This window comes from Robertmurraya sp. GLU-23, from assembly GCF_052983275.1.
Map to the genome: position 1 here is coordinate 82,201 of NZ_JBRKCV010000017.1, position 19,120 is coordinate 101,320.

Consider the following 19,120-nt stretch of genomic DNA (forward strand, 5'->3'; position numbering starts at 1 on the left):
TTCCTTGTTTCATTACTAGAAGGTAGTAGGCTGTAGTACTTTCCCTTCAGTAGATTCGGGTTTTGAAAGTTTGGTACACTCTCTGAAAGCAAAGTGTCTACATCCTAAACACTTATTTTTGTCCACCTGTTTTAACGCGAATTCAATCGCTTCCCCAGTGTTCTCAAAAAAGTGTTCGTGACCTATTTTGTCATATAGACCCGTTCGCATTAATACATTTTTTGGCTGCTCGTTTATTCCTGATATGATAACTATACCATTTTTTGAAAAATGGGACACAATACTGGCTAAATTTGCTTCCCCCGTTGTATCCATAAGAGGCACCCTACTCATTCGTAACAACAATATACGAGGTCGATAGTGAATAGTATCCATGATAGAAAATTCAAAGGTTTGAGCGGCTCCAAAAAAGAGGGGACCTTCTACATTGTAAATGCTAATTTGCGGACAATCATGAATATCCGTCACCACATGATTTTCTACTTTTCCATGCTTATGATGTAAATTAGGTAATGCTTTCGCAGTCGTGACTAGATCGCTCATTCTTTTTGTAAATAAGATAGCGGCTAATATTAATCCGATTTCAACAGCCGTCGTTAAATTAACAAAAACGGTTAGTAAAAAGGTAACTACCAGAACGATGGAGTCAGTAGATCTTGTTTTTAGAATATGAGCAAATACCTTCCTTTCACTCATATTCCATGCAACCACCATTAATATCGGTGCCATACTTGCAAGTGGAATATAGGAAGCAAATGGCGAAAAAAACAACAAAACTAGCAAAACGACAACCCCATGTATGATTCCAGATAAAGGGGAAACTGCTCCATTTTTAATATTGGTAGCTGTTCTTGCAATAGCTCCTGTTACCGGAATGCCCCCAAATAGTGGAGTAACCATATTTGCCATTCCTTGTCCGATCAATTCTTTATTGCTGTTGTGACGGGTGTTTGTCATGCCATCTGCCACAACTGCCGAGAGCAATGATTCTATTCCTCCGAGCATGGCAATAACAAAGGCAGGTTTTAATAGAGTAATGATCATTTCAATACTTACGTTTGGCAAGTGTATGCGTGGTAATGAGTTTGGGATAGCACCGTATGCAGAACCAATTGTTTCCACCTGTCCAGGATAAAACCAGGTAGCTACCAAGGTTGATGCAAGTAAGCCCAGTAGTGGACCAGGAACTTTAGGGGCTAACCTCGGTGAGAGGGTGATGATTAGCAAGCATACAGCCGCAGTTAATACACTATAAAGATTCATTGAATGAAAATGTATAACAATTTCTAGCAAATTACTAATAAATTCTTCATGCTTTTGAATTCCAACAAGTCCAAGAAAACTTGCCATTTGTCCTAAAAAAATAGTAACAGCAATTCCCGATGTAAAACCAATAGTTACGGGTCTAGGAAAATACTTGATAAGTGAGCCAAATTTTAAGATCCCCATAATAAGGAGCATAATACCAGCTAAAAAACCTGCAATTAATAGATTTTCATATCCGTAAGTCATAACGATTCCAAAGAGGATGGGAATAAAGGCTCCAGTCGGACCTCCAATCTGAAATTTAGATCCCCCTAACAAGGAGATAAGGATTCCTCCTACAATGGTTGAAACTATACCATATTCTGGTTTGACACCTGAAGCAATCGCAAAGGCCATTCCAAGTGGAATAGCGATGACACCAACAATTAGACCAGATAGTACATCCTTTGGAATACTACTTAACGAATAATTTGAAAATCTTTTATCACTTAACATGTTCACCCTTCTTATCCCTTTTATTTGTATATCTGATTATTTGAATATACAATAACTTAAAGTTGTTTTACAAGATATTTTTTCAAAAAAAAAAAGAGCCTGGCTATGTAAAAGCCAAGCATCTTTCTCTCTAACCTATCAAGGAAAACGAGGGAATTGACCGAAGTCTGGCTTGCGTTTTTCTTTAAACGCATCGCGCCCTTCCTTTGCTTCATCCGTTGTGTAATAAAGGAGAGTTGCATCTCCAGCAAACTGTTGAATACCAGCTAATCCATCTGTATCTGCATTAAATGCTGCTTTTAAGAAACGAAGAGCGGTTGGACTCTTTTCTAGCATTTCCTCACACCATTTAATCGTTTCTTCCTCCACTTGCTCAAGAGGAACAACTGTATTTACTAGCCCCATATCAAGTGCTTCTTGCGCATTGTATTGACGGCATAAATACCAAATTTCTCGTGCTTTTTTGTGTCCAACGATTCTTGCTAAATAGCCGGAGCCATATCCAGCATCAAAGCTACCCACTGTAGGACCCGTTTGTCCAAAGATTGCATTATCAGCAGCGATGGTTAAATCACAAACGATATGTAAAACATGTCCTCCACCAATCGCATATCCCTTTACCATCGCAACAACTGGCTTAGGAGTTACACGAATTAAGCGTTGAAGATCAAGAACATTTAAACGAGGGATTTCGTCTTCTCCAACGTAACCACCATGTCCACGTACTTTTTGATCTCCTCCTGAACAGAATGCTTGGTCTCCAGCTCCTGTTAAGACGATTACACCAACATTACGGTCGTCACGTGCATAAGCAAACGCATCAATTAATTCCATTACCGTCTTAGGACGAAATGCATTTCGCACTTCAGGACGATTAATGGTAATCTTTGCAATGCCATTATATGTTTCATATAGAATATCTTCGTAATTTCTTTGAGATACCCACTCAGCTGTCAATGTGTTTTCCTCCCTTAATTAAGAATTGGATTTATTTCGACAAAAACCCACTTACTATTGTACCAAATTTTTCAGGTTGTTCCACATGTAATGCATGACCACATCCATCAATATTTATCCACTGACTGTTTTTTAGACATTTTGACATCTTTTCAGCAATAATAACAAATTTCTTGTCGATGGATCCCGTAAGCAATAAGACTTCACCTGAATACCCATTTAGTGTTTCCCAATAGCTGGGTTGTGACCCTGTACCCATTCCAATCAAACTATTTGCCAATCCTTTAATAGAATTTTGCTTTCTTTGCTCTTTTATTCGTTGTTGAATAAGTGAAGGTAATTTTTTTTGGCTTTCGAATAGTGGGATATTGCCCCAATATTCGACAAACCAATCTAATCCACTTTGTTTTATTTCATTGGCCAACTGTTGATCCTGTTCTCTTCGACTACTTCTCTCTTCGTTCGTTAAGAGTCCTGGAGAAGCACTTTCGAGTATAAGCTTACGTACCAAAGTTGGATTCATCAGCGCAAAGGCAAGCGCAACCCGACCTCCCATCGAATATCCAACCACATCTGCTTGACCTATATTTAAATATTGTAAAATATAATGCAAATCCGCTACCACTGACTTCATTTCGTATCGTTCAATCGAATCGGGGGAGGACGATCTTCCATGACCGATGAGATCAATTTTAATGATTCTCGAGTTTTTCTTTAACTCTTCTTCACAATCCGACCATGTAGAGATATCACCGGTAAATCCATGAAGTAAAATAACCGGAAAACCAACTCCTGATACTTCGACATGATATTCTACACCATTCACCTCAATAATCATCAGTTTTCGCCACGCAAATTCCGACTAATTTCCCGGGAAACATAATCCCACAAATTTCGATGCTCTTGTAGGTTTTCATCTCTTTTTGTCGGAACTTCAATAACCGATAATCCTTTTTTCGCCAAAGTTTGCTCAAAAGAGGAAGCAAGCTCCATCCAAGTGGAAACTCGGATAAATGTCCCTCCGTACATAGAAACAGCTGGTTCAAAATCAAGGTCTAAAGGAGTACCAAATAGTCGTTCAAAATGTTTCGGATGACTTGCTTGAGGAAGGAAGCTAAAAATCCCACCACCATTGTTATTAATCACAATAACCCGAAGATCAATCTGATATAACTTAGAAGCAATGAGTCCGTTTAAATCATGGAAAAAAGTCAAATCTCCAAGTACTAAATACATAGGTTTGTGAACGGTGCCAGCACCTAGAGCGGATGAAACCACTCCATCAATTCCGTTTGCCCCACGATTGGCCATAATTCTAATGGACTTTGAATTATTATAGAAAAAAGAATCCACATCACGTATTGGCATGGAATTGCCAACAAACAAGGTAGCTCCATCCGGCAGTAATTCTACTAGTTCATAAAATAAACGACCCTCACTGAGGGATTCATTTTCCTTCACACGGAACAAAGCTGTTTTTGTTATCTCATTCATTTGTTGCCACTTACCAAGAAACATTGTATCCTGGTGTTCATTTAAAAGAGGGAGAAGCGATTCACAAAATTCTACTTCATCACAATAAACCATGTTTGTCGTTAACAAAGATGGGTCTCTCCATCCTTCCCCGCCATCAACCACAAATTGAGGGACTTCTTCATTCTTTTTCATAAACAATGAAAATGCCTTCGAGATAGGCATTGCACCAAAACGAATAATTACATCTGGTGCTAAATGACTTACGACATCATCATTCCTTAAAAATGTATCATAGCTATCTATAATATGTACAAACTCATGCTTTCCACTTCGAAGCTGAGATAAAGGATCCGCAATAATCGGATACTGAAGCTTTGCAGCTAGCATAGTGATGGCTTTAGCAAAGGTTGGATGATCGATTTCACCACAAACAATTAAACCATTTGCATGTTCATTCAACACGTTCGCAATGGCTTGTAATTGACCTTCATTCAACGCCAAGTGACCTTGTTCAATATGAACATAACCATTTTCTCTCTCTGCCATGACAAATATATTTTCACTTGTTAAATCAGGAACCAGTGGTTCACGAAGTGGGAAATTTAAATGAACGGGACCAGCTGGCGACGATAAAGCGGTTGCAACAGCGCGCCCAGCAACGGTGCGCGCATAACGAAGCATCTCTTTGGAGCCTTCCGGTTGAGACATCTCGATAAACCATTTTACATGCTTCCCGTATAAATTCACTTGATCCATTGCTTGTGGTGCACCAACATCACGAAGTTCATGTGGTCGATCCGCTGTGATGACCATTAGAGGTACTCTTGATAAATTCGCTTCAGCTATTGCAGGGAAATAGTTCGCTGCTGCTGTACCTGATGTACATAACAAGACTGTTGGTTTTCGGGAAGCCTTGGCCATCCCCAACGCAAAAAAGGCTGCTGATCTTTCATCTACATGAATATGAAGACGAAGATCAGGATGTTCAGCCATAATCATTGCAATAGGAGTGGACCTTGATCCAGGGCTAACAACAACGTCCTTTACTCCTGCATGTATTAATTCTGCTACAAAAGAAGCAATGTATTTCGTTAATGCTTGTTGGTGATTCATTACTCTTTCCCCCTTAAGGCAGAAAGCATCGGACGAAACTTAATATTCGTCTCCTGATACTCACTGTCTACGTTTGAATCCTTAACGATTCCACAACCGGCGAATAAAGAAGCCTGGTTTCCTTGTAACAAACCTGAACGTATAGCGACTGCAAATTCTCCATTGCCTTCAAAATCAATCCAACCGATTGGTGCGGCATACATTCCTCTATCTAAGTCTTCCATTATTCGAATGCTTTCTACTGCTTCTTTTCTTGGCAACCCACCTAAAGCAGGCGTTGGATGAAGCAGGTTCACAAGCTGAAGTAACGAACTTTCCTCATCAGCAATTCCAACCACTGGCGTGTATAAGTGCTGGATATGCTTATTTTTCAACAACTGTGGGTGAGATGGAATTCGTACTTCATGGCATACCTTTTCCATTGCCTCTTTAATCATATCAACAACAAACTGATGTTCATTTAAGTTTTTTTCATCACATAAAAGCTCATTACCTAATAGCTCGTCTTCTTTTAACGTCCTCCCTCTAGCAATGGAACCGGCCAAACAGGTCGAGTACACAGTGTTTTTTACCTTCTTTACTAATCTTTCTGGTGATGCCCCAATAAAACAGTCACCTTTCGATTCAAAGGCAAAAACAAAACTATCTCTCTGTTCCTCTAAAAGATTCATAATCACGGGCTCTACAGGGATCTGCTCCTCAAACTGAAGTCTAAGCTCTCTAGCAAGCACGACCTTTTTCATGGTCCCTGCCTTTAATAATTCTACTACCTCGCTCACACGTTTCTTCCAATTTTCAGAATGGACTTCATTTACATGTGATAAGTTGGACAATCGTGGCATTGATTCTTTATCAATTCCACTGAATAACGCTTTTCTTTCTTGTTCAGCTACCTCATACAATGTATCATCATCTTCGGCCGTACAAAGAATGTTAGTTGTTAAATAGTACTCTCCTTTTAATACACTTACAAGGTATTTGGGTATGTGGAAAAGAGAATGTGGAAACTGTGCCCAACGATCTGTTTTCTCTTTTAATGGATCAAAAGAAAATCCTCCGAACATTATTGGTCCTGTAGCTGTTAGTTTCTCTTCCATTAGCATGATGCTATTATTCATAAGCTTTTGCCATTGCTTCTCCACATGAAAAAAGCGGCCAGAAGCCTGATCCGATTGTATTTCTTTACATATTCCAATGCCAATCATAACTACTTCATCAGAGGGATCTTTCCAAAAAAAGCGTTCGCCAACAAATTCGTCTCTTCCAGCTGCAAACACGGACAGAGGCTGAACCGGATGAATCCTTTGGACTTCGCTAACTAATACGGGCATTGAAAGCTTCCGAGCTCTCTCAATTGCTTCAATGATCCCTTCTTTAAGCTCCGTATTCTGAATGGTAACCAAATTCGTACAACTCCTGTAAAATAACGTTATAAACTTATTTTAAGATACACCTCAATCCAAGACCATGTCAACAAAAGGCATCTTGAAAAACCTATATCTTTCCTTATTATAAGCTATTTCTATCTATTTTGAGATATTATGCCCTTAAATGTTTTTCCTGCACAAAAAATTATCGTAGAAAATATGGAAATGGTCTCCTTCATTAGGAAGGAAAATTTAATTGACACACTCCTTCGTTTTTCCTACACTTGAATTTGGATATGAATTATTTTAAGCTTATATAGTTTTGACAAATAAATATAGAAATGGGGAGAGGTACGATGCAACCACAAATGCAAACGGGTCCTTCGCCTACGTTTAAGGGGAAAAATTGGAGAGTCTGGTGGCAACTTACACGACCACATACGTTAACAGCTGCCTTTGTTCCAGTATTATTAGGAACCGCATTAGCCTTACCATTAACATCTATTGATCTTGGGCTATTTATCGCCATGCTTATCGCTTGCTTACTTATACAAGCGGCAACAAATATGTTTAATGAATATTATGATTTCAAACGTGGTCTCGATAACGAGCATTCTGTAGGTATAGGTGGAGCCATTGTTCGTGAAGGAATTCAACCAGCGACCGTCATGAAAATAGCTCTTAGCCTTTATGGTATTTCCATGCTGCTAGGAGTATATATTTGTATGAATTCAAGCTGGTGGCTTGCTGCGATTGGTCTAGTTTCAATGACAGTTGGTTATTTATACACGGGAGGCCCTATTCCGATTGCGTACACACCTTTTGGAGAAATATTTGCAGGATTCTTTATGGGAATGCTGATTATATTAATTGCTTTTTATATTCAAACAGGCTTTATTACTATGATTAGTGTATTAATTTCTGTACCTATTGTCATAACAGTAGGTGCCATTCTACTTGCCAATAATATACGTGACCATGATGGTGACAAAGAAAATGGAAGAAGAACATTAGCGATCCTACTTGGTCAAAAAAGAGCGATCGTTCTTTTAGCAGGAATGTTCATTGTCTCATATGCATGGGTGTTTACTCTTATTGGTTTGGACTATGCTTCTGCATGGTTAACGATCGTACTGCTAAGCTCACCAAAGGCAATAAAGGCGATTAAAGGATTCATCGGAAAAACCAAACCCGTTCAAATGGTGCCAGCCATGATAGCGACAGCCCAAACAAATACGATATTTGGATTTTTGTTATCCATTGGTCTATTTTTAGGACATTTCTTAAATAGTTAGACAAAAGAGGAGACCATTTCCATTAAAATGGTCTCCTCTTTCATATTTACCTGACTTTGCCTTTTACAGGAGAGATACTCCAAATGTCATCCGCATACTGCTGTATGGTTCGATCACTTGAGAAAAAACCTGAATTCGCTATATTTGCTAAACTCATCTTTAACCATTTATTTTGATCAGCATATGCTACCCCTACTTCTCTTTGGGCTTCCACGTAAGATGAGAAATCACGCAAAACAAAATACTGATCATTTTCCATTAATAATGAATCATGGATCGGCTCAAACTCATTATCAAGATCACCAAAATAACCGTTTGTTAATTGATCTACCACTTGGCGAATACGTTTATCATGGTGATAATAGTCGACAGACGTATAGCCACCATACTGGTAATAATTCATTACTTCTTCTGCTGTTAATCCAAAAATAAATATATTGTCATCACCAACATGTTCCTTGATTTCAATGTTCGCTCCATCAAGCGTACCTAAGGTAAGTGCACCATTCATCATAAACTTCATATTACCTGTTCCCGAAGCTTCTTTACTAGCAGTCGAAATTTGTTCACTCACATCTGCCGCAGGAAAGATTTCTTCAGCTAATGACACACGGTAGTTTTCAAGAAACACTACTTTCAATCGATCAGATACCGTTTTATCATTATTTATTTTTTCTGCAATGGTATTAATGAGTTTAATAATCTTCTTTGCATAGTAATAACCTGGTGATGCTTTCGCTCCGAACAAAAATGTTCTTGGATGCATTTGAAAGCTTGAATCCTCTTTTAAGCGATTATACAAATACATAATATGAAGAACATTTAAGAGTTGTCGTTTATAAGCATGCAATCTCTTTACTTGAACATCAAATATAGATAAAGGATCAACGACAATACCTGTCTTTGCTTTAATTTTTTCTGCAAGTGATTTCTTATTATTCTGCTTGATTTCATACAACTGCTCTAAAAATGCAGAATCTTGCTGGAAAAACTGAAGCTCTTTTAAATGCTCCGGCTGATTGATCCACTTCGTACCAATCCCCTCATTGATCAAATTCGTCAGTTTCGGATTGGATTTAATCAGCCAACGTCTATGGGTAATCCCATTTGTTTTATTATTAAACTTCTCAGGAAATACTTGATAAAATTGGTTCATTTCTCTTTGTTTTAATATTTCTGTATGAATGGCTGCCACTCCATTCACACTGTATGAACCAACAATCGCCAAATGAGCCATTTTTACTTGGTCATGAGCAATGATTGCCATATCCTCAATTTTCTGCCAAGCTCCTGGATACTGCTTCCAAAGGTCTTGACAAAATCTCTCGTTTATTTCATTTACAATCATAAAAATTCTTGGAAGCAACGGTTGAAAAATTCGAACCGGCCATTTTTCTAGAGCTTCTGCTAAGGTTGTATGATTCGTATATGAAATGGTGTTTGTTGTAATATGCCAAGCTTCCTCCCAGCTCATTCCTTCCTCGTCAATAAGTACCCTCATTAATTCGGGAATAGCTAACACGGGATGCGTATCATTTATATGAAGACCCACATATTTATGAAAATCTATTAAACTAGCATGTTGTTTGCGATAAGATCTCACAATCGAACGAATACTTGCAGAGACAAGGAAATACTGCTGCTTTAAACGCAGAATTTTTCCTTCATCATGCGTATCATCGGGATACAAAAACTCTGAGATAAGCTCCGTATCACGCTTATATTTCATAATATCTCGATTCATTGGATACGGTGTCGTTTCGGCACTCCATAAGCGCAACGTGTTAACAGTGTCTGTCTGATAACCTACCACAGGAAGGTCATATGGCACGGCCATTACCGTTTCCGCTTCAAGATGACGAAATTCGAGCTTTCCATTAATGTTGATCGCTTCGACTCTTCCCCAAAAAGGAACATCTACAGCTAAATCCGCTTTCCTTACTTCCCATACATGGCCATGACGAAGCCATTGCTCAGGTAATTCTACTTGAAATCCATCTACAATTTTCTGCTCAAATAAGCCGTGCTTATAGCGAATTCCACATCCATGACCTGGAAGATCTAAAGTAGCAAGCGAATCCATGAAGCAGGCTGCAAGACGGCCTAAGCCGCCATTACCAAGTGCTGCATCTGCTTCCATTTCCTCTAAATCACTAAGATCAATTCCTAGCTCCTTAAGCCCTTCTTCCACTATATGATCAATTCCTAGGTTAAGAAGGTTATGCCTTAAAAGCTTTCCGAGGAGAAACTCAATAGATAAATAATAAATTTGTTTTTCTTTCTCAGCTCGATAACTTTCATTTGTCTTGATCCAGTTTGAGCTTACATATTCACGGATCATGATTCCTAGAGTATGATAGTGATCTCTCTTCGTACTTTCTTGAAAGCTTTTTCCACAAGTCATTTCGAGACGTTGTAAAAACGTTTCCGTGAACATTTCTTTATTAGAAAACATGAGTTTCACTCCTGGATATAAGTTGAGCATATAATTGATTGTACTTAAAAGCAGACTGTGCCCAGCTGTTATCAATGCTCATTGTATGCTTAACAAGATTATTCCAAACCCGATCATTTTCGTAAAAATGGATGGCACGTTTAATGGTATACAACATATCATGCGCATTAAAATTCTTGAAGGAGAAACCATTCCCTTCTCCTGAGAATTCATCATATGCCGTTACCGTGTCATTTAGACCCCCAGTTTCCCGAACGATAGGGATTGTGCCATAACTCATCGCAATCATTTGACCTAACCCACATGGTTCAAATTTTGAAGGCATGAGGAAAAGGTCAGCACCTGCATAAATTTGATGAGCTAGACCTTCATCAAAACCAATATATGCTTTAAATCGATCTGGATACTCCCGCTCCATGTCTCGAAAGAAATTTTCAAACTCGTCATCCCCCGTTCCAAGAATGAGGAATTGAATCGGCTCCGCCATAATTTCATGAAACACATGTTTAACAAGATCTAACCCTTTTTGTTTTGTTAATCGTGTGACCATAACCATTAATGGAATTTGTGAAGCCTGAGGCAAGCCAAATCGTTCTTGAATGGCCTTTTTATTTACTAGCTTATGGTTACGATGATTGGCATCGTAAGTTTTCACAAGAAAAGAATCCTTCTCTGGATTATAAAATTCATCATCAATTCCATTTAGAATTCCTTCTAGATCACTTACACGACTTCTTAACAATCCATCCAGCTTTTCTCCATAGTACTCCGTTTGTATTTCGTCCATATATGTTGGACTAACGGTAGTAATTCGATCAGACGCAATAAGTGCTGCTTTCATAAAATTTATATTTCCATAAAACTCAAGCTGATCGGTATTAAAATATGAATCATCTAAATCAAATAAATCCTTTAAAGCTTCCTTAGGCATAATACCTTGAAATCCAAGATTATGAATGGTAAATACCGTTCGCATAAAACCATAACCATTTTTCTTTTGATATTCCGTTTTTAACAAGAAAGGAATCATTCCAGTATGCCAATCATGGCAATGAATCACATCTGGATAGTAATCTAACATCCGAATCGCTTCAAGTACGGCTCGGTTAAAAAAAGCAAACCGTTCACCATCGTCAAAATATCCGTACAGGGCTTCTCTCTTAAAATAGTATTCATTATCTATAAAATAATAAGTAATGCCATCGTGTATATACTCTTCAATACCACAAAATTGATTTCTCCAACCAACATTCACAATAAACTCATGTTTTTTTGTCATTTTTTCACGTAATTCTTGAGGAATGGTACCGTACTTCGGCATCATTACTCTTACATCTGTACCAAGTCTTTTCAATTCTTTTGGTAGAGATCCTGCTACATCTGCTAACCCTCCAGATTTAACGAAAGGTACACATTCCGAAACTGCAAATAAAACTTTCACGAATTCATCAACGCCCCTTGTACTGTTCCTTTACGAACCACATATGGTAATTCTTTTGTGCCATACATCATCGTTCCATCATTTACCTTAACATCTTTATCTAAAACAACGGAATCTAATACGCAATTTTCACCAATTTGACATTTTTGCATGATGATGCTGTTCTTTATTACCGATCCCTTGCCGATTTTTACAGCACGAGAAATAATACTATTTTCAACTGTACCTTCAATTAAGCACCCATTGGCAATTACAGAATTTTTCACGGTGGCTCCTGTAAAATACCTAGTAGGTGGCTCATCCTTTACTTTTGTAAATACTGGCTGATTCTTTAAAAATAGTTCCTTCCAAATGGATGGAGTTAATAGCTTCATACTTTCATTAAAATACGTAGTAATCGAGTCAACCATTACTGCGTATCCTTTAAATTCATAATGACATTGACGATAAGGACTGTTAATATCTGTCACAACATCTCTCATACAAGTATATCCCGTTTCGTCTCTTGTCTCGAAAAGTTCTACTAAAAGAGATTTCTTTATCAAAAACATATGAAGAGACCGTCCGTCTTTTCTTACTTCTGTAATATCACAGCCACTCTTGATATGCCAATCAAGCATAGGCTCAAAATTCATATTACAGACAGTAAAGCAATTTGAGATGAGGGCGTACTGTTGGTTACTTCGATCAAAGAAATCTTTATTTGCAGCAAAATGATTAAATGATGTTATTTCTCTTTCTTCTGCAGGGGCTGGAAAAAAGAATAATCCATCGCGTTTACGATTTAAGTCCCAATCCTTCCCAGACCCCAAATGATCCATTAAGGAACGATATTGGTTTTTCGGGAAAATTGCCACACTCTTTATTCCAGAATTAACCATGTTTGAGAGAATAAAATCTATTAATCGATATCTCCCTCCAAATGGTACTGCAGCTAATGAACGATGTTGGATTAGATCCTCTAATCCTTTTTGATAAGTTGTTGCATCAATTACTCCAAGCAGCTTTCTATCCATCCTTACCCCTCATCTCCTCATTTTATTTGTTCTCTTATCTCTGTATTTTAAAGGGATTGAAGCATATCCTCTGTTACTAACACAATATCATCATCTGCATCTGGTAATGCACGAATAATTGTTCCATCTGGTATTACCATTTCTGACGGGACAATTGCCTTTTCAATAAACACATTTTTTCCAATCACTGCATCTGGCATGATAACTGATTCTTTAATAAGAGCGCCTTTCTCAACCTTTACTCCTTGAAAAAGAACCGACTTCTCAATTTCTCCTTCAATCACACAACCCTCATTGATGAGTGAATCAACGACGAGTGCGTCATTTGATATAAACTGTGGTGGTTGATTTGGGTTAACTGAGTAAATTCTCCAAGTATAATCAAATAAATCTAATCCACACGTATCATCTAGAAGATCCATATTTGCTTCCCAAAGACTACGTACAGTTCCGACATCCTTCCAATAACCACTAAAAGGATAGGCAACTAGTTTCTTCTGGTCTGAAAGCAAAGTCGGTAGAATATCCTTTCCGAAATCATGGCTTGAATCTGGAAGAGCAGCATCCTTTATCAAATATTCTTTTAGAACAGACCATTTAAAAATATAAATTCCCATAGAGGCTAGATTGTTTTTCGGATTTGCAGGTTTTTCGTCAAATTCGACAACCTTCATATCGCTATCAGTATTTAAAATACCAAATCGACTTGCTTCCTCCCAAGGTACTTCAATGACCGAAATGGTAGCATCAGCATCTCTTTTAATATGGAAATCTAGCATTAATTCATAGTTCATTTTGTAAATATGGTCTCCGGACAGAATAAGTACGTATTCCGGATCATATTGAACTAAGTAATTTAAATTTTGATAGATGGCACAAGCAGTACCTGTATACCATTTCATCTCCTTGGATTCACTATAAGGTGGAAGAACAGTAACTCCACCATTTTTTCGGTCCAAGTCCCATGCACTTCCGATTCCAATGTACGAATTTAACACTAGTGGTTGATACTGAGTTAGGACACCTACCGTATCAATTCCAGAGTTCGTACAATTGCTCAATGTAAAATCAATGATTCGGTACTTCCCTCCAAACGGTACAGCTGGTTTTGCTAAATTTGAAGTTAAGGAATGTAACCTACTTCCTTGCCCTCCTGCTAACAGCATAGCTACGCACTTCTTCTTTGCCATTTCCTTTTCTCTCCTTTCGATGTTTAACGGGACGCAATATAGAAACCCCAAATGGAGGTATCCTCATCATGATGTGATGCTCTCTTCCATGAAAACTTTCATCAATCGTTTCTATTGGCTTTTTATTTATTACACCGGATCCTCCAAATTCAACCGCATCTGTATTCAATATTTCTCGATACGTACCTTCTTTGGGAACTCCGATCTTATAATCTTCATAGGTCTTTTCTGTAAAATTACACACAATAACCATTGGATCTCCTTCTTCGCCTTTTCTAACAAAAGAGAAAATCGATTGATCACGGTTATTTACATCAATCCATTCAAATCCTTCATGTAAATGATCAAGCTCATATAAAGGTTTATTGCGCTTATATACCTTGATCAATTCTTTTACAAAAAGATTCATTTTCCCATGCATCTCATAATCTAATAGATGCCAATCCAATTCTTCTTCATCTTTCCATTCAGAGAACTGACCTAGCTCAAATCCCATGAATAGAAGTTTTTTCCCTGGATGTCCAAACATATATGCTAATAAAAGCCTTAGTTGAGCAAATTTCTGCCAATAATCTCCTGGCATTTTATCCAGTAACGATTTCTTTCCATGAACAACTTCGTCATGTGAAAATGGAAGGATATAATTCTCCGAAAATGCATAGAGAAGGGAGAAGCTGACTTTATCGTGAAAATGTGAGCGTTCATTTGAACCTGTTTCCATATAGGAAAGCATATCGTTCATCCAGCCCATATTCCATTTGTAGTTAAAACCTAATCCACCGTAGTGAGTTGGGGAAGTTACCTGTGGCCAATCAGTAGAGTCCTCGGCAATCATCAAAAGCTGTGAATCATATTGATATACAACTTGATTTAACTTCTTTAAAAATGCAATACCAAATTCATTTACTCGCTGACCATCTGAATTAGGCCAATAAATGATATTTGAAACCGCATCTACGCGAAATCCGTCCACATGAAAGTATTCCATCCAATACAATGCATTAGAAATTAAGAAACTCTGCACCTCTGTTTTACTTAAGTCAAAATTAGCAGTCCCCCAAGTAAAATTTTCACGATCAACTTCTGTTTCATACTCATAAACCCAAGATCCATCAAATCGATGTAAACCGTGTGCATCTTTACAGAAATGACCAGGAACCCAATCCATAATTACACCAATATGATTTTGATGACATTGGTCAATAAAATACATTAAATCGTGAGGCGTTCCATAACGACTAGTAACAGAAAAATATCCTGTTCCTTGATAGCCCCAAGAAATATCTAGTGGATGCTCCACTAGTGGCAACAATTCAATATGTGTAAATCCATGTTCAAGTACATAAGGAATGACCTCGTCTGCTAATTCACGATACGTAAAAAAGCTACCGTCCTCTTTCTTTTTCCATGATCCAACATGCATCTCATAAATAACGGTAGGACTTGTATATACTTTGTTTCTCTCTTTTTTCTGAAGCCATTTATGGTCGTTCCATTGGTATCCATCTAAGGAATAACATATGGAAGCTGTTTTTGGCCGTTCTTCAGAGAAAAAGGCATATGGATCAGACTTCAATAATATTTCTCCAGTGGATGTGTGAATTTCATATTTATAAAGGCAGCCCGTTAAATCCTGCTCAACAATGAGCATCCATACCCCTTCATCATTTACCTTTTTAAATTCATAACCACTTCCATTCCAATTGTTTACATCACTAGCAAGAGATACTTGTGTTGCGTTTGGTGCCCACACACAAAATCTTGTGCATTTCTTTTCATCAATAGTAAGAACATGAGCACCAAACAGACGATAGCATTCAAAAAAATTCCCCTCATGAAACAAGTGCAGCTGGTATTCAGTTGGATGAATCAAATCCAAAATCATTCTACTCCCTACCTATTCTTTAGTTTTGTACATTACTTTTACTGTATAATTCTCGCCACACTTTCAAATCCCTCTTTAATTTTTCTGACAATTAACTGTCCATTTCGACATAATTATCTATAAGGCCAATGTTTTCGACAGCATTCATCCCTTTAACGCAGCAAACTGCAAAAAATGATAGAAATTATTTTTTAATAGATAATAAATTTTATGATGCAGATATAGAGATATATGCTATTTATTTGGTGTTAATGAAAAAAATATGTATTTTAAATTTTAAAATAACTGAAATTTGAATAATATATTCAAGAGGATTTATTTATGTGATGAGGTGGTTTTTATGAAGAAAAATGAAAGGGTTTTCATATAATTGTCGAATATTGGAAATGTTAAATGAACTTTGAGGATATTTGATATAAGAGGTAATAGAGTAGTTTGTGGAGGTATAGGAGGACCTAGAAAATCAAAAAAAAAACATTGAACAAATGTTCAATGTTTTTATGACCCCTACGGGATTCGAACCCGTGTTACCGCCGTGAAAGGGCGGTGTCTTAACCGCTTGACCAAGGGGCCATATGGCGGAGAAGGAGGGATTTGAACCCTCGCGCCGGTTACCCGACCTACACCCTTAGCAGGGGCGCCTCTTCAGCCTCTTGAGTACTTCCCCATATGGCTCCACAGACAGGACTCGAACCTGTGACCGTTCGGTTAACAGCCGAATGCTCTACCAACTGAGCTACTGTGGAATAATAGTAAGTTACTTTACTATCCTAAAAACACTATGGTGGGCCTAAATGGACTCGAACCATCGACCTCACGCTTATCAGGCGTGCGCTCTAACCAGCTGAGCTATAGGCCCTTATTTGGAGCGGGTGATGAGAATCGAACTCACGACATCAGCTTGGAAGGCTGAGGTTTTACCATTAAACTACACCCGCATAAAACTTATGGGGCGACTGATGGGAATTGAACCCACGAATGCCGGAACCACAATCCGGTGCGTTAACCACTTCGCCACAATCGCCATAATTCAACTGAATATAAATGGTGGCTCAGGACGGAATCGAACCGCCGACACAAGGATTTTCAGTCCTTTGCTCTACCGACTGAGCTACTGAGCCACAATATTATAGAACCCTAGATAAAATCTTATTTCGTCCTTCGTCCCGATCTTCAATCGGTACGCTGGATGCAAATTCAAAGAAGCTTATTCTTCGTGCTCTACCAACTGATCTACTGATGCACTTAAAATGGCGGTCCCGACCGGGATCGAACCGGCGATCTCCTGCGTGACAGGCAGGCATGTTAACCGCTACACCACGGGACCAAAGTTTTTCTCAAGTTTCCCTGAAAACAACTTTTAATTGCGGGGACAGGATTTGAACCTGCGACCTTCGGGTTATGAGCCCGACGAGCTACCAGACTGCTCCACCCCGCGACAATATTATTTTTAAAAATGGAGGAGGTAGAGGGATTCGAACCCCCGCGCGGTATGACCCGCCTGTCGGTTTTCAAGACCGATCCCTTCAGCCGGACTTGGGTATACCTCCAACATATTATAAATGGTGGACCTTGTAGGACTCGAACCTACGACCGGACGGTTATGAGCCGTCTGCTCTAACCAGCTGAGCTAAAGGTCCAATAAATAATGAAACCTGAGTTAATAGGTTTTGGTAGCGGCGGAGGGGATCGAACCCCCGACCTCACGGGTATGAACCGTACGCTCTAGCCAGCTGAGCTACACCGCCAAAGTAATTCATTGAATTTTTAATTCACATGTTCCTGAATTAATGAAGATTATTTTCACTACACTACGTTACGTGAAAATATCTAAGTGGAGCCTAGCGGGATCGAACCGCTGACCTCCTGCGTGCAAGGCAGGCGCTCTCCCAGCTGAGCTAAGGCCCCATAAATATCGAGTTAGATGGTCGGGAAGACAGGATTCGAACCTGCGACCCCTTGGTCCCAAACCAAGTGCTCTACCAAGCTGAGCTACTCCCCGATTAAATCTAATATGGCGCGCCCGAAAGGAGTCGAACCCATAACCTTCTGATCCGTAGTCAGACGCTCTATCCAATTGAGCTACGGGCGCATATTTTTGTAATGTAGTGTGTTAAGGATAGCTATTTTGCTTTGCAAAAAGCTTTGGTGCCGAGGACCGGAATCGAACCGGTACGGTAGTCACCTACCGCAGGATTTTAAGTCCTGTGCGTCTGCCAGTTCCGCCACCCCGGCAAAAGAAGTTCTTGGAGCGGAAGACGGGATTCGAACCCGCGACCCCAACCTTGGCAAGGTTGTATTCTACCACTGAACTACTTCCGCATATGGAAAATTATTTTACTAGCATAAAAAACTTTGGTGCGGGTGAAGGGAGTCGAACCCCCACGCCTTGCGGCGCTAGATCCTAAGTCTAGTGCGTCTGCCAATTCCGCCACACCCGCATAATGATAAATGGAAAGTTATTTTACTGAAGTAAAAAACTCTACTGAAGCAAAAAACTTTGGTGAGCCATGAAGGACTCGAACCTTCGACCCTCTGATTAAAAGTCAGATGCTCTACCGACTGAGCTAATGGCTCGTACAAATGGTGCCGGTGAGAGGACTTGAACCCCCAACCTACTGATTACAAGTCAGTTGCTCTACCAATTGAGCTACGCCGGCAATTAATAATTATTTATTTTCACTTCGTGAGTGAAGGATAGTCATTTTCACTTCGTGAAAAAACTTTGGTGGAGGATGACGGGATCGAACCGCCGACCCCCTGCTTGTAAGGCAGGTGCTCTCCCAGCTGAGCTAATCCTCCATTACCGCCTGGCGACGTCCTACTCTCACAGAGGGAAACCCTCAACTACCATTGGCGCTGAAAAGCTTAACTTCCGTGTTCGGTATGGGAACGGGTGTGACCTTTTCGCTATCGCCACCAGACTATTTATGCGACACTATTTATTATAATAGTTTTCCGCAATTTTTCAAGAGAAATTTTTAGCATTCTCTCAAAACTAGATAATATATTGAAGAAGAAGAAATACACGGGTATCACTTTGCATAAACGAGCTCCGGCGGCTAGTCCCTCGGGGTCATAAGCCAAAGCCTTCCAGAGGTCAGGACCTCTTACAGTCTTCGTCTTATGCCTGTCGGGACTAACCAAGCCGCCTACGCATCTTT

At 39.1% G+C, this 19,120-nt stretch carries 12 protein-coding genes, 21 tRNA genes and 1 rRNA gene; 1 reads left to right on the forward strand and 33 read right to left on the reverse strand.

The window, feature by feature from the left end; translation table 11 throughout:
- Window positions 1–15: 15 nt before the first annotated feature.
- From ACVBAX_RS20660 to ACVBAX_RS20680, 5 genes are all read right to left on the reverse strand, one after another.
- Complete coding sequence (locus tag ACVBAX_RS20660) at window positions 16–1,761, reverse strand: SulP family inorganic anion transporter (RefSeq protein WP_447118651.1); 1,746 nt, start codon at window positions 1,759–1,761, stop codon at window positions 16–18.
- Between the two features lie 138 nt (window positions 1,762–1,899).
- A complete protein-coding gene (gene menB / locus ACVBAX_RS20665) occupies window positions 1,900–2,718 on the reverse strand; it encodes a 1,4-dihydroxy-2-naphthoyl-CoA synthase (RefSeq protein WP_447118652.1) in 819 nt (272 codons plus the stop codon).
- 31 nt (window positions 2,719–2,749) lie between these two features.
- On the reverse strand, window positions 2,750–3,556 hold the full coding sequence (menH, locus tag ACVBAX_RS20670) for a 2-succinyl-6-hydroxy-2,4-cyclohexadiene-1-carboxylate synthase (RefSeq protein WP_447118653.1): 807 nt from the start codon (window positions 3,554–3,556) through the stop codon (window positions 2,750–2,752).
- Entirely contained in the window at window positions 3,556–5,307 is a 1,752-nt protein-coding gene (menD, locus tag ACVBAX_RS20675; protein ID WP_447118654.1) for a 2-succinyl-5-enolpyruvyl-6-hydroxy-3-cyclohexene-1-carboxylic-acid synthase, read from the reverse strand. Before menD ends, menH begins: the two co-directional genes overlap by 1 nt.
- Window positions 5,307–6,710, reverse strand: coding sequence for an isochorismate synthase (locus ACVBAX_RS20680; RefSeq protein ID WP_447118655.1), 1,404 nt, complete (start codon window positions 6,708–6,710; stop codon window positions 5,307–5,309). The genes menD and ACVBAX_RS20680 overlap by 1 nt, the downstream gene beginning before the upstream one ends.
- A gap of 320 nt (window positions 6,711–7,030) precedes the next feature.
- On the opposite strand from ACVBAX_RS20680, the gene ACVBAX_RS20685 reads away from it, so the two are divergent.
- Complete coding sequence (locus ACVBAX_RS20685; RefSeq protein WP_430777120.1) at window positions 7,031–7,969, forward strand: 1,4-dihydroxy-2-naphthoate polyprenyltransferase; 939 nt, start codon at window positions 7,031–7,033, stop codon at window positions 7,967–7,969.
- A 46-nt stretch (window positions 7,970–8,015) separates the two neighbouring features.
- Here ACVBAX_RS20685 and ACVBAX_RS20690 read toward each other — a convergent pair whose 3' ends face one another.
- The 28 genes from ACVBAX_RS20690 to ACVBAX_RS20825 form a co-directional block, all read right to left on the reverse strand.
- Window positions 8,016–10,424 (reverse strand): glycogen/starch/alpha-glucan phosphorylase, encoded by a 2,409-nt coding sequence (locus tag ACVBAX_RS20690; RefSeq protein WP_447118656.1) that lies wholly within the window; start codon window positions 10,422–10,424, stop codon window positions 8,016–8,018.
- Window positions 10,414–11,865 carry a glycogen synthase GlgA gene (gene glgA, locus ACVBAX_RS20695; RefSeq protein WP_447118657.1) on the reverse strand — a complete coding sequence of 484 codons (1,452 nt, stop codon included), beginning with the start codon at window positions 11,863–11,865 and terminating at the stop codon, window positions 10,414–10,416. Before glgA ends, ACVBAX_RS20690 begins: the two co-directional genes overlap by 11 nt.
- Window positions 11,862–12,881 carry a sugar phosphate nucleotidyltransferase gene (locus ACVBAX_RS20700; protein WP_447118658.1) on the reverse strand — a complete coding sequence of 340 codons (1,020 nt, stop codon included), beginning with the start codon at window positions 12,879–12,881 and terminating at the stop codon, window positions 11,862–11,864. The genes glgA and ACVBAX_RS20700 overlap by 4 nt, the downstream gene beginning before the upstream one ends.
- A 47-nt stretch (window positions 12,882–12,928) precedes the next feature.
- Window positions 12,929–14,071 carry a glucose-1-phosphate adenylyltransferase gene (locus ACVBAX_RS20705; RefSeq protein ID WP_447118659.1) on the reverse strand — a complete coding sequence of 381 codons (1,143 nt, stop codon included), beginning with the start codon at window positions 14,069–14,071 and terminating at the stop codon, window positions 12,929–12,931.
- Window positions 14,019–15,956: a 1,4-alpha-glucan branching protein GlgB gene (gene glgB, locus ACVBAX_RS20710; RefSeq protein WP_447118660.1), complete on the reverse strand. Its 1,938-nt coding sequence runs from the start codon at window positions 15,954–15,956 to the stop codon at window positions 14,019–14,021. Before glgB ends, ACVBAX_RS20705 begins: the two co-directional genes overlap by 53 nt.
- A 501-nt stretch (window positions 15,957–16,457) precedes the next feature.
- Window positions 16,458–16,529 (reverse strand) — tRNA-Glu (locus tag ACVBAX_RS20715).
- A gap of 3 nt (window positions 16,530–16,532) precedes the next feature.
- Window positions 16,533–16,623, reverse strand: a tRNA-Ser gene (locus ACVBAX_RS20720).
- A gap of 3 nt (window positions 16,624–16,626) precedes the next feature.
- Window positions 16,627–16,702: transfer RNA gene (locus tag ACVBAX_RS20725), tRNA-Asn, on the reverse strand.
- Between the two features lie 36 nt (window positions 16,703–16,738).
- A tRNA-Ile gene (locus ACVBAX_RS20730) sits at window positions 16,739–16,815 on the reverse strand.
- Between the two features lie 5 nt (window positions 16,816–16,820).
- A tRNA-Gly gene (locus tag ACVBAX_RS20735) sits at window positions 16,821–16,894 on the reverse strand.
- Window positions 16,895–16,904: 10 nt separating this feature from the next.
- Window positions 16,905–16,980, reverse strand: a tRNA-His gene (locus tag ACVBAX_RS20740).
- A 21-nt stretch (window positions 16,981–17,001) separates the two neighbouring features.
- Window positions 17,002–17,077: transfer RNA gene (locus ACVBAX_RS20745), tRNA-Phe, on the reverse strand.
- 130 nt (window positions 17,078–17,207) lie between these two features.
- Window positions 17,208–17,283, reverse strand: a tRNA-Asp gene (locus ACVBAX_RS20750).
- A 37-nt stretch (window positions 17,284–17,320) separates the two neighbouring features.
- A tRNA-Met gene (locus ACVBAX_RS20755) sits at window positions 17,321–17,394 on the reverse strand.
- A gap of 19 nt (window positions 17,395–17,413) precedes the next feature.
- Window positions 17,414–17,506 (reverse strand) — tRNA-Ser (locus tag ACVBAX_RS20760).
- 13 nt (window positions 17,507–17,519) lie between these two features.
- Window positions 17,520–17,596, reverse strand: a tRNA-Ile gene (locus tag ACVBAX_RS20765).
- A gap of 31 nt (window positions 17,597–17,627) precedes the next feature.
- Window positions 17,628–17,704 (reverse strand) — tRNA-Met (locus ACVBAX_RS20770).
- An 87-nt stretch (window positions 17,705–17,791) separates the two neighbouring features.
- Window positions 17,792–17,864 (reverse strand) — tRNA-Ala (locus ACVBAX_RS20775).
- A 17-nt stretch (window positions 17,865–17,881) separates the two neighbouring features.
- Window positions 17,882–17,958 (reverse strand) — tRNA-Pro (locus ACVBAX_RS20780).
- 13 nt (window positions 17,959–17,971) lie between these two features.
- Window positions 17,972–18,048 (reverse strand) — tRNA-Arg (locus tag ACVBAX_RS20785).
- Between the two features lie 54 nt (window positions 18,049–18,102).
- A tRNA-Leu gene (locus tag ACVBAX_RS20790) sits at window positions 18,103–18,191 on the reverse strand.
- A gap of 12 nt (window positions 18,192–18,203) precedes the next feature.
- Window positions 18,204–18,278 (reverse strand) — tRNA-Gly (locus ACVBAX_RS20795).
- Between the two features lie 34 nt (window positions 18,279–18,312).
- A tRNA-Leu gene (locus ACVBAX_RS20800) sits at window positions 18,313–18,397 on the reverse strand.
- A 60-nt stretch (window positions 18,398–18,457) separates the two neighbouring features.
- A tRNA-Lys gene (locus ACVBAX_RS20805) sits at window positions 18,458–18,533 on the reverse strand.
- A gap of 7 nt (window positions 18,534–18,540) precedes the next feature.
- Window positions 18,541–18,616 (reverse strand) — tRNA-Thr (locus tag ACVBAX_RS20810).
- Window positions 18,617–18,682: 66 nt separating this feature from the next.
- Window positions 18,683–18,758: transfer RNA gene (locus ACVBAX_RS20815), tRNA-Val, on the reverse strand.
- 6 nt (window positions 18,759–18,764) lie between these two features.
- Window positions 18,765–18,880, reverse strand: a 5S ribosomal RNA gene (gene rrf, locus ACVBAX_RS20820).
- 4 nt (window positions 18,881–18,884) lie between these two features.
- Window positions 18,885–19,120, reverse strand: a 236-nt coding sequence (locus tag ACVBAX_RS20825; protein ID WP_447118661.1) for a hypothetical protein, incomplete at its 5' end; no start/stop codon positions are given.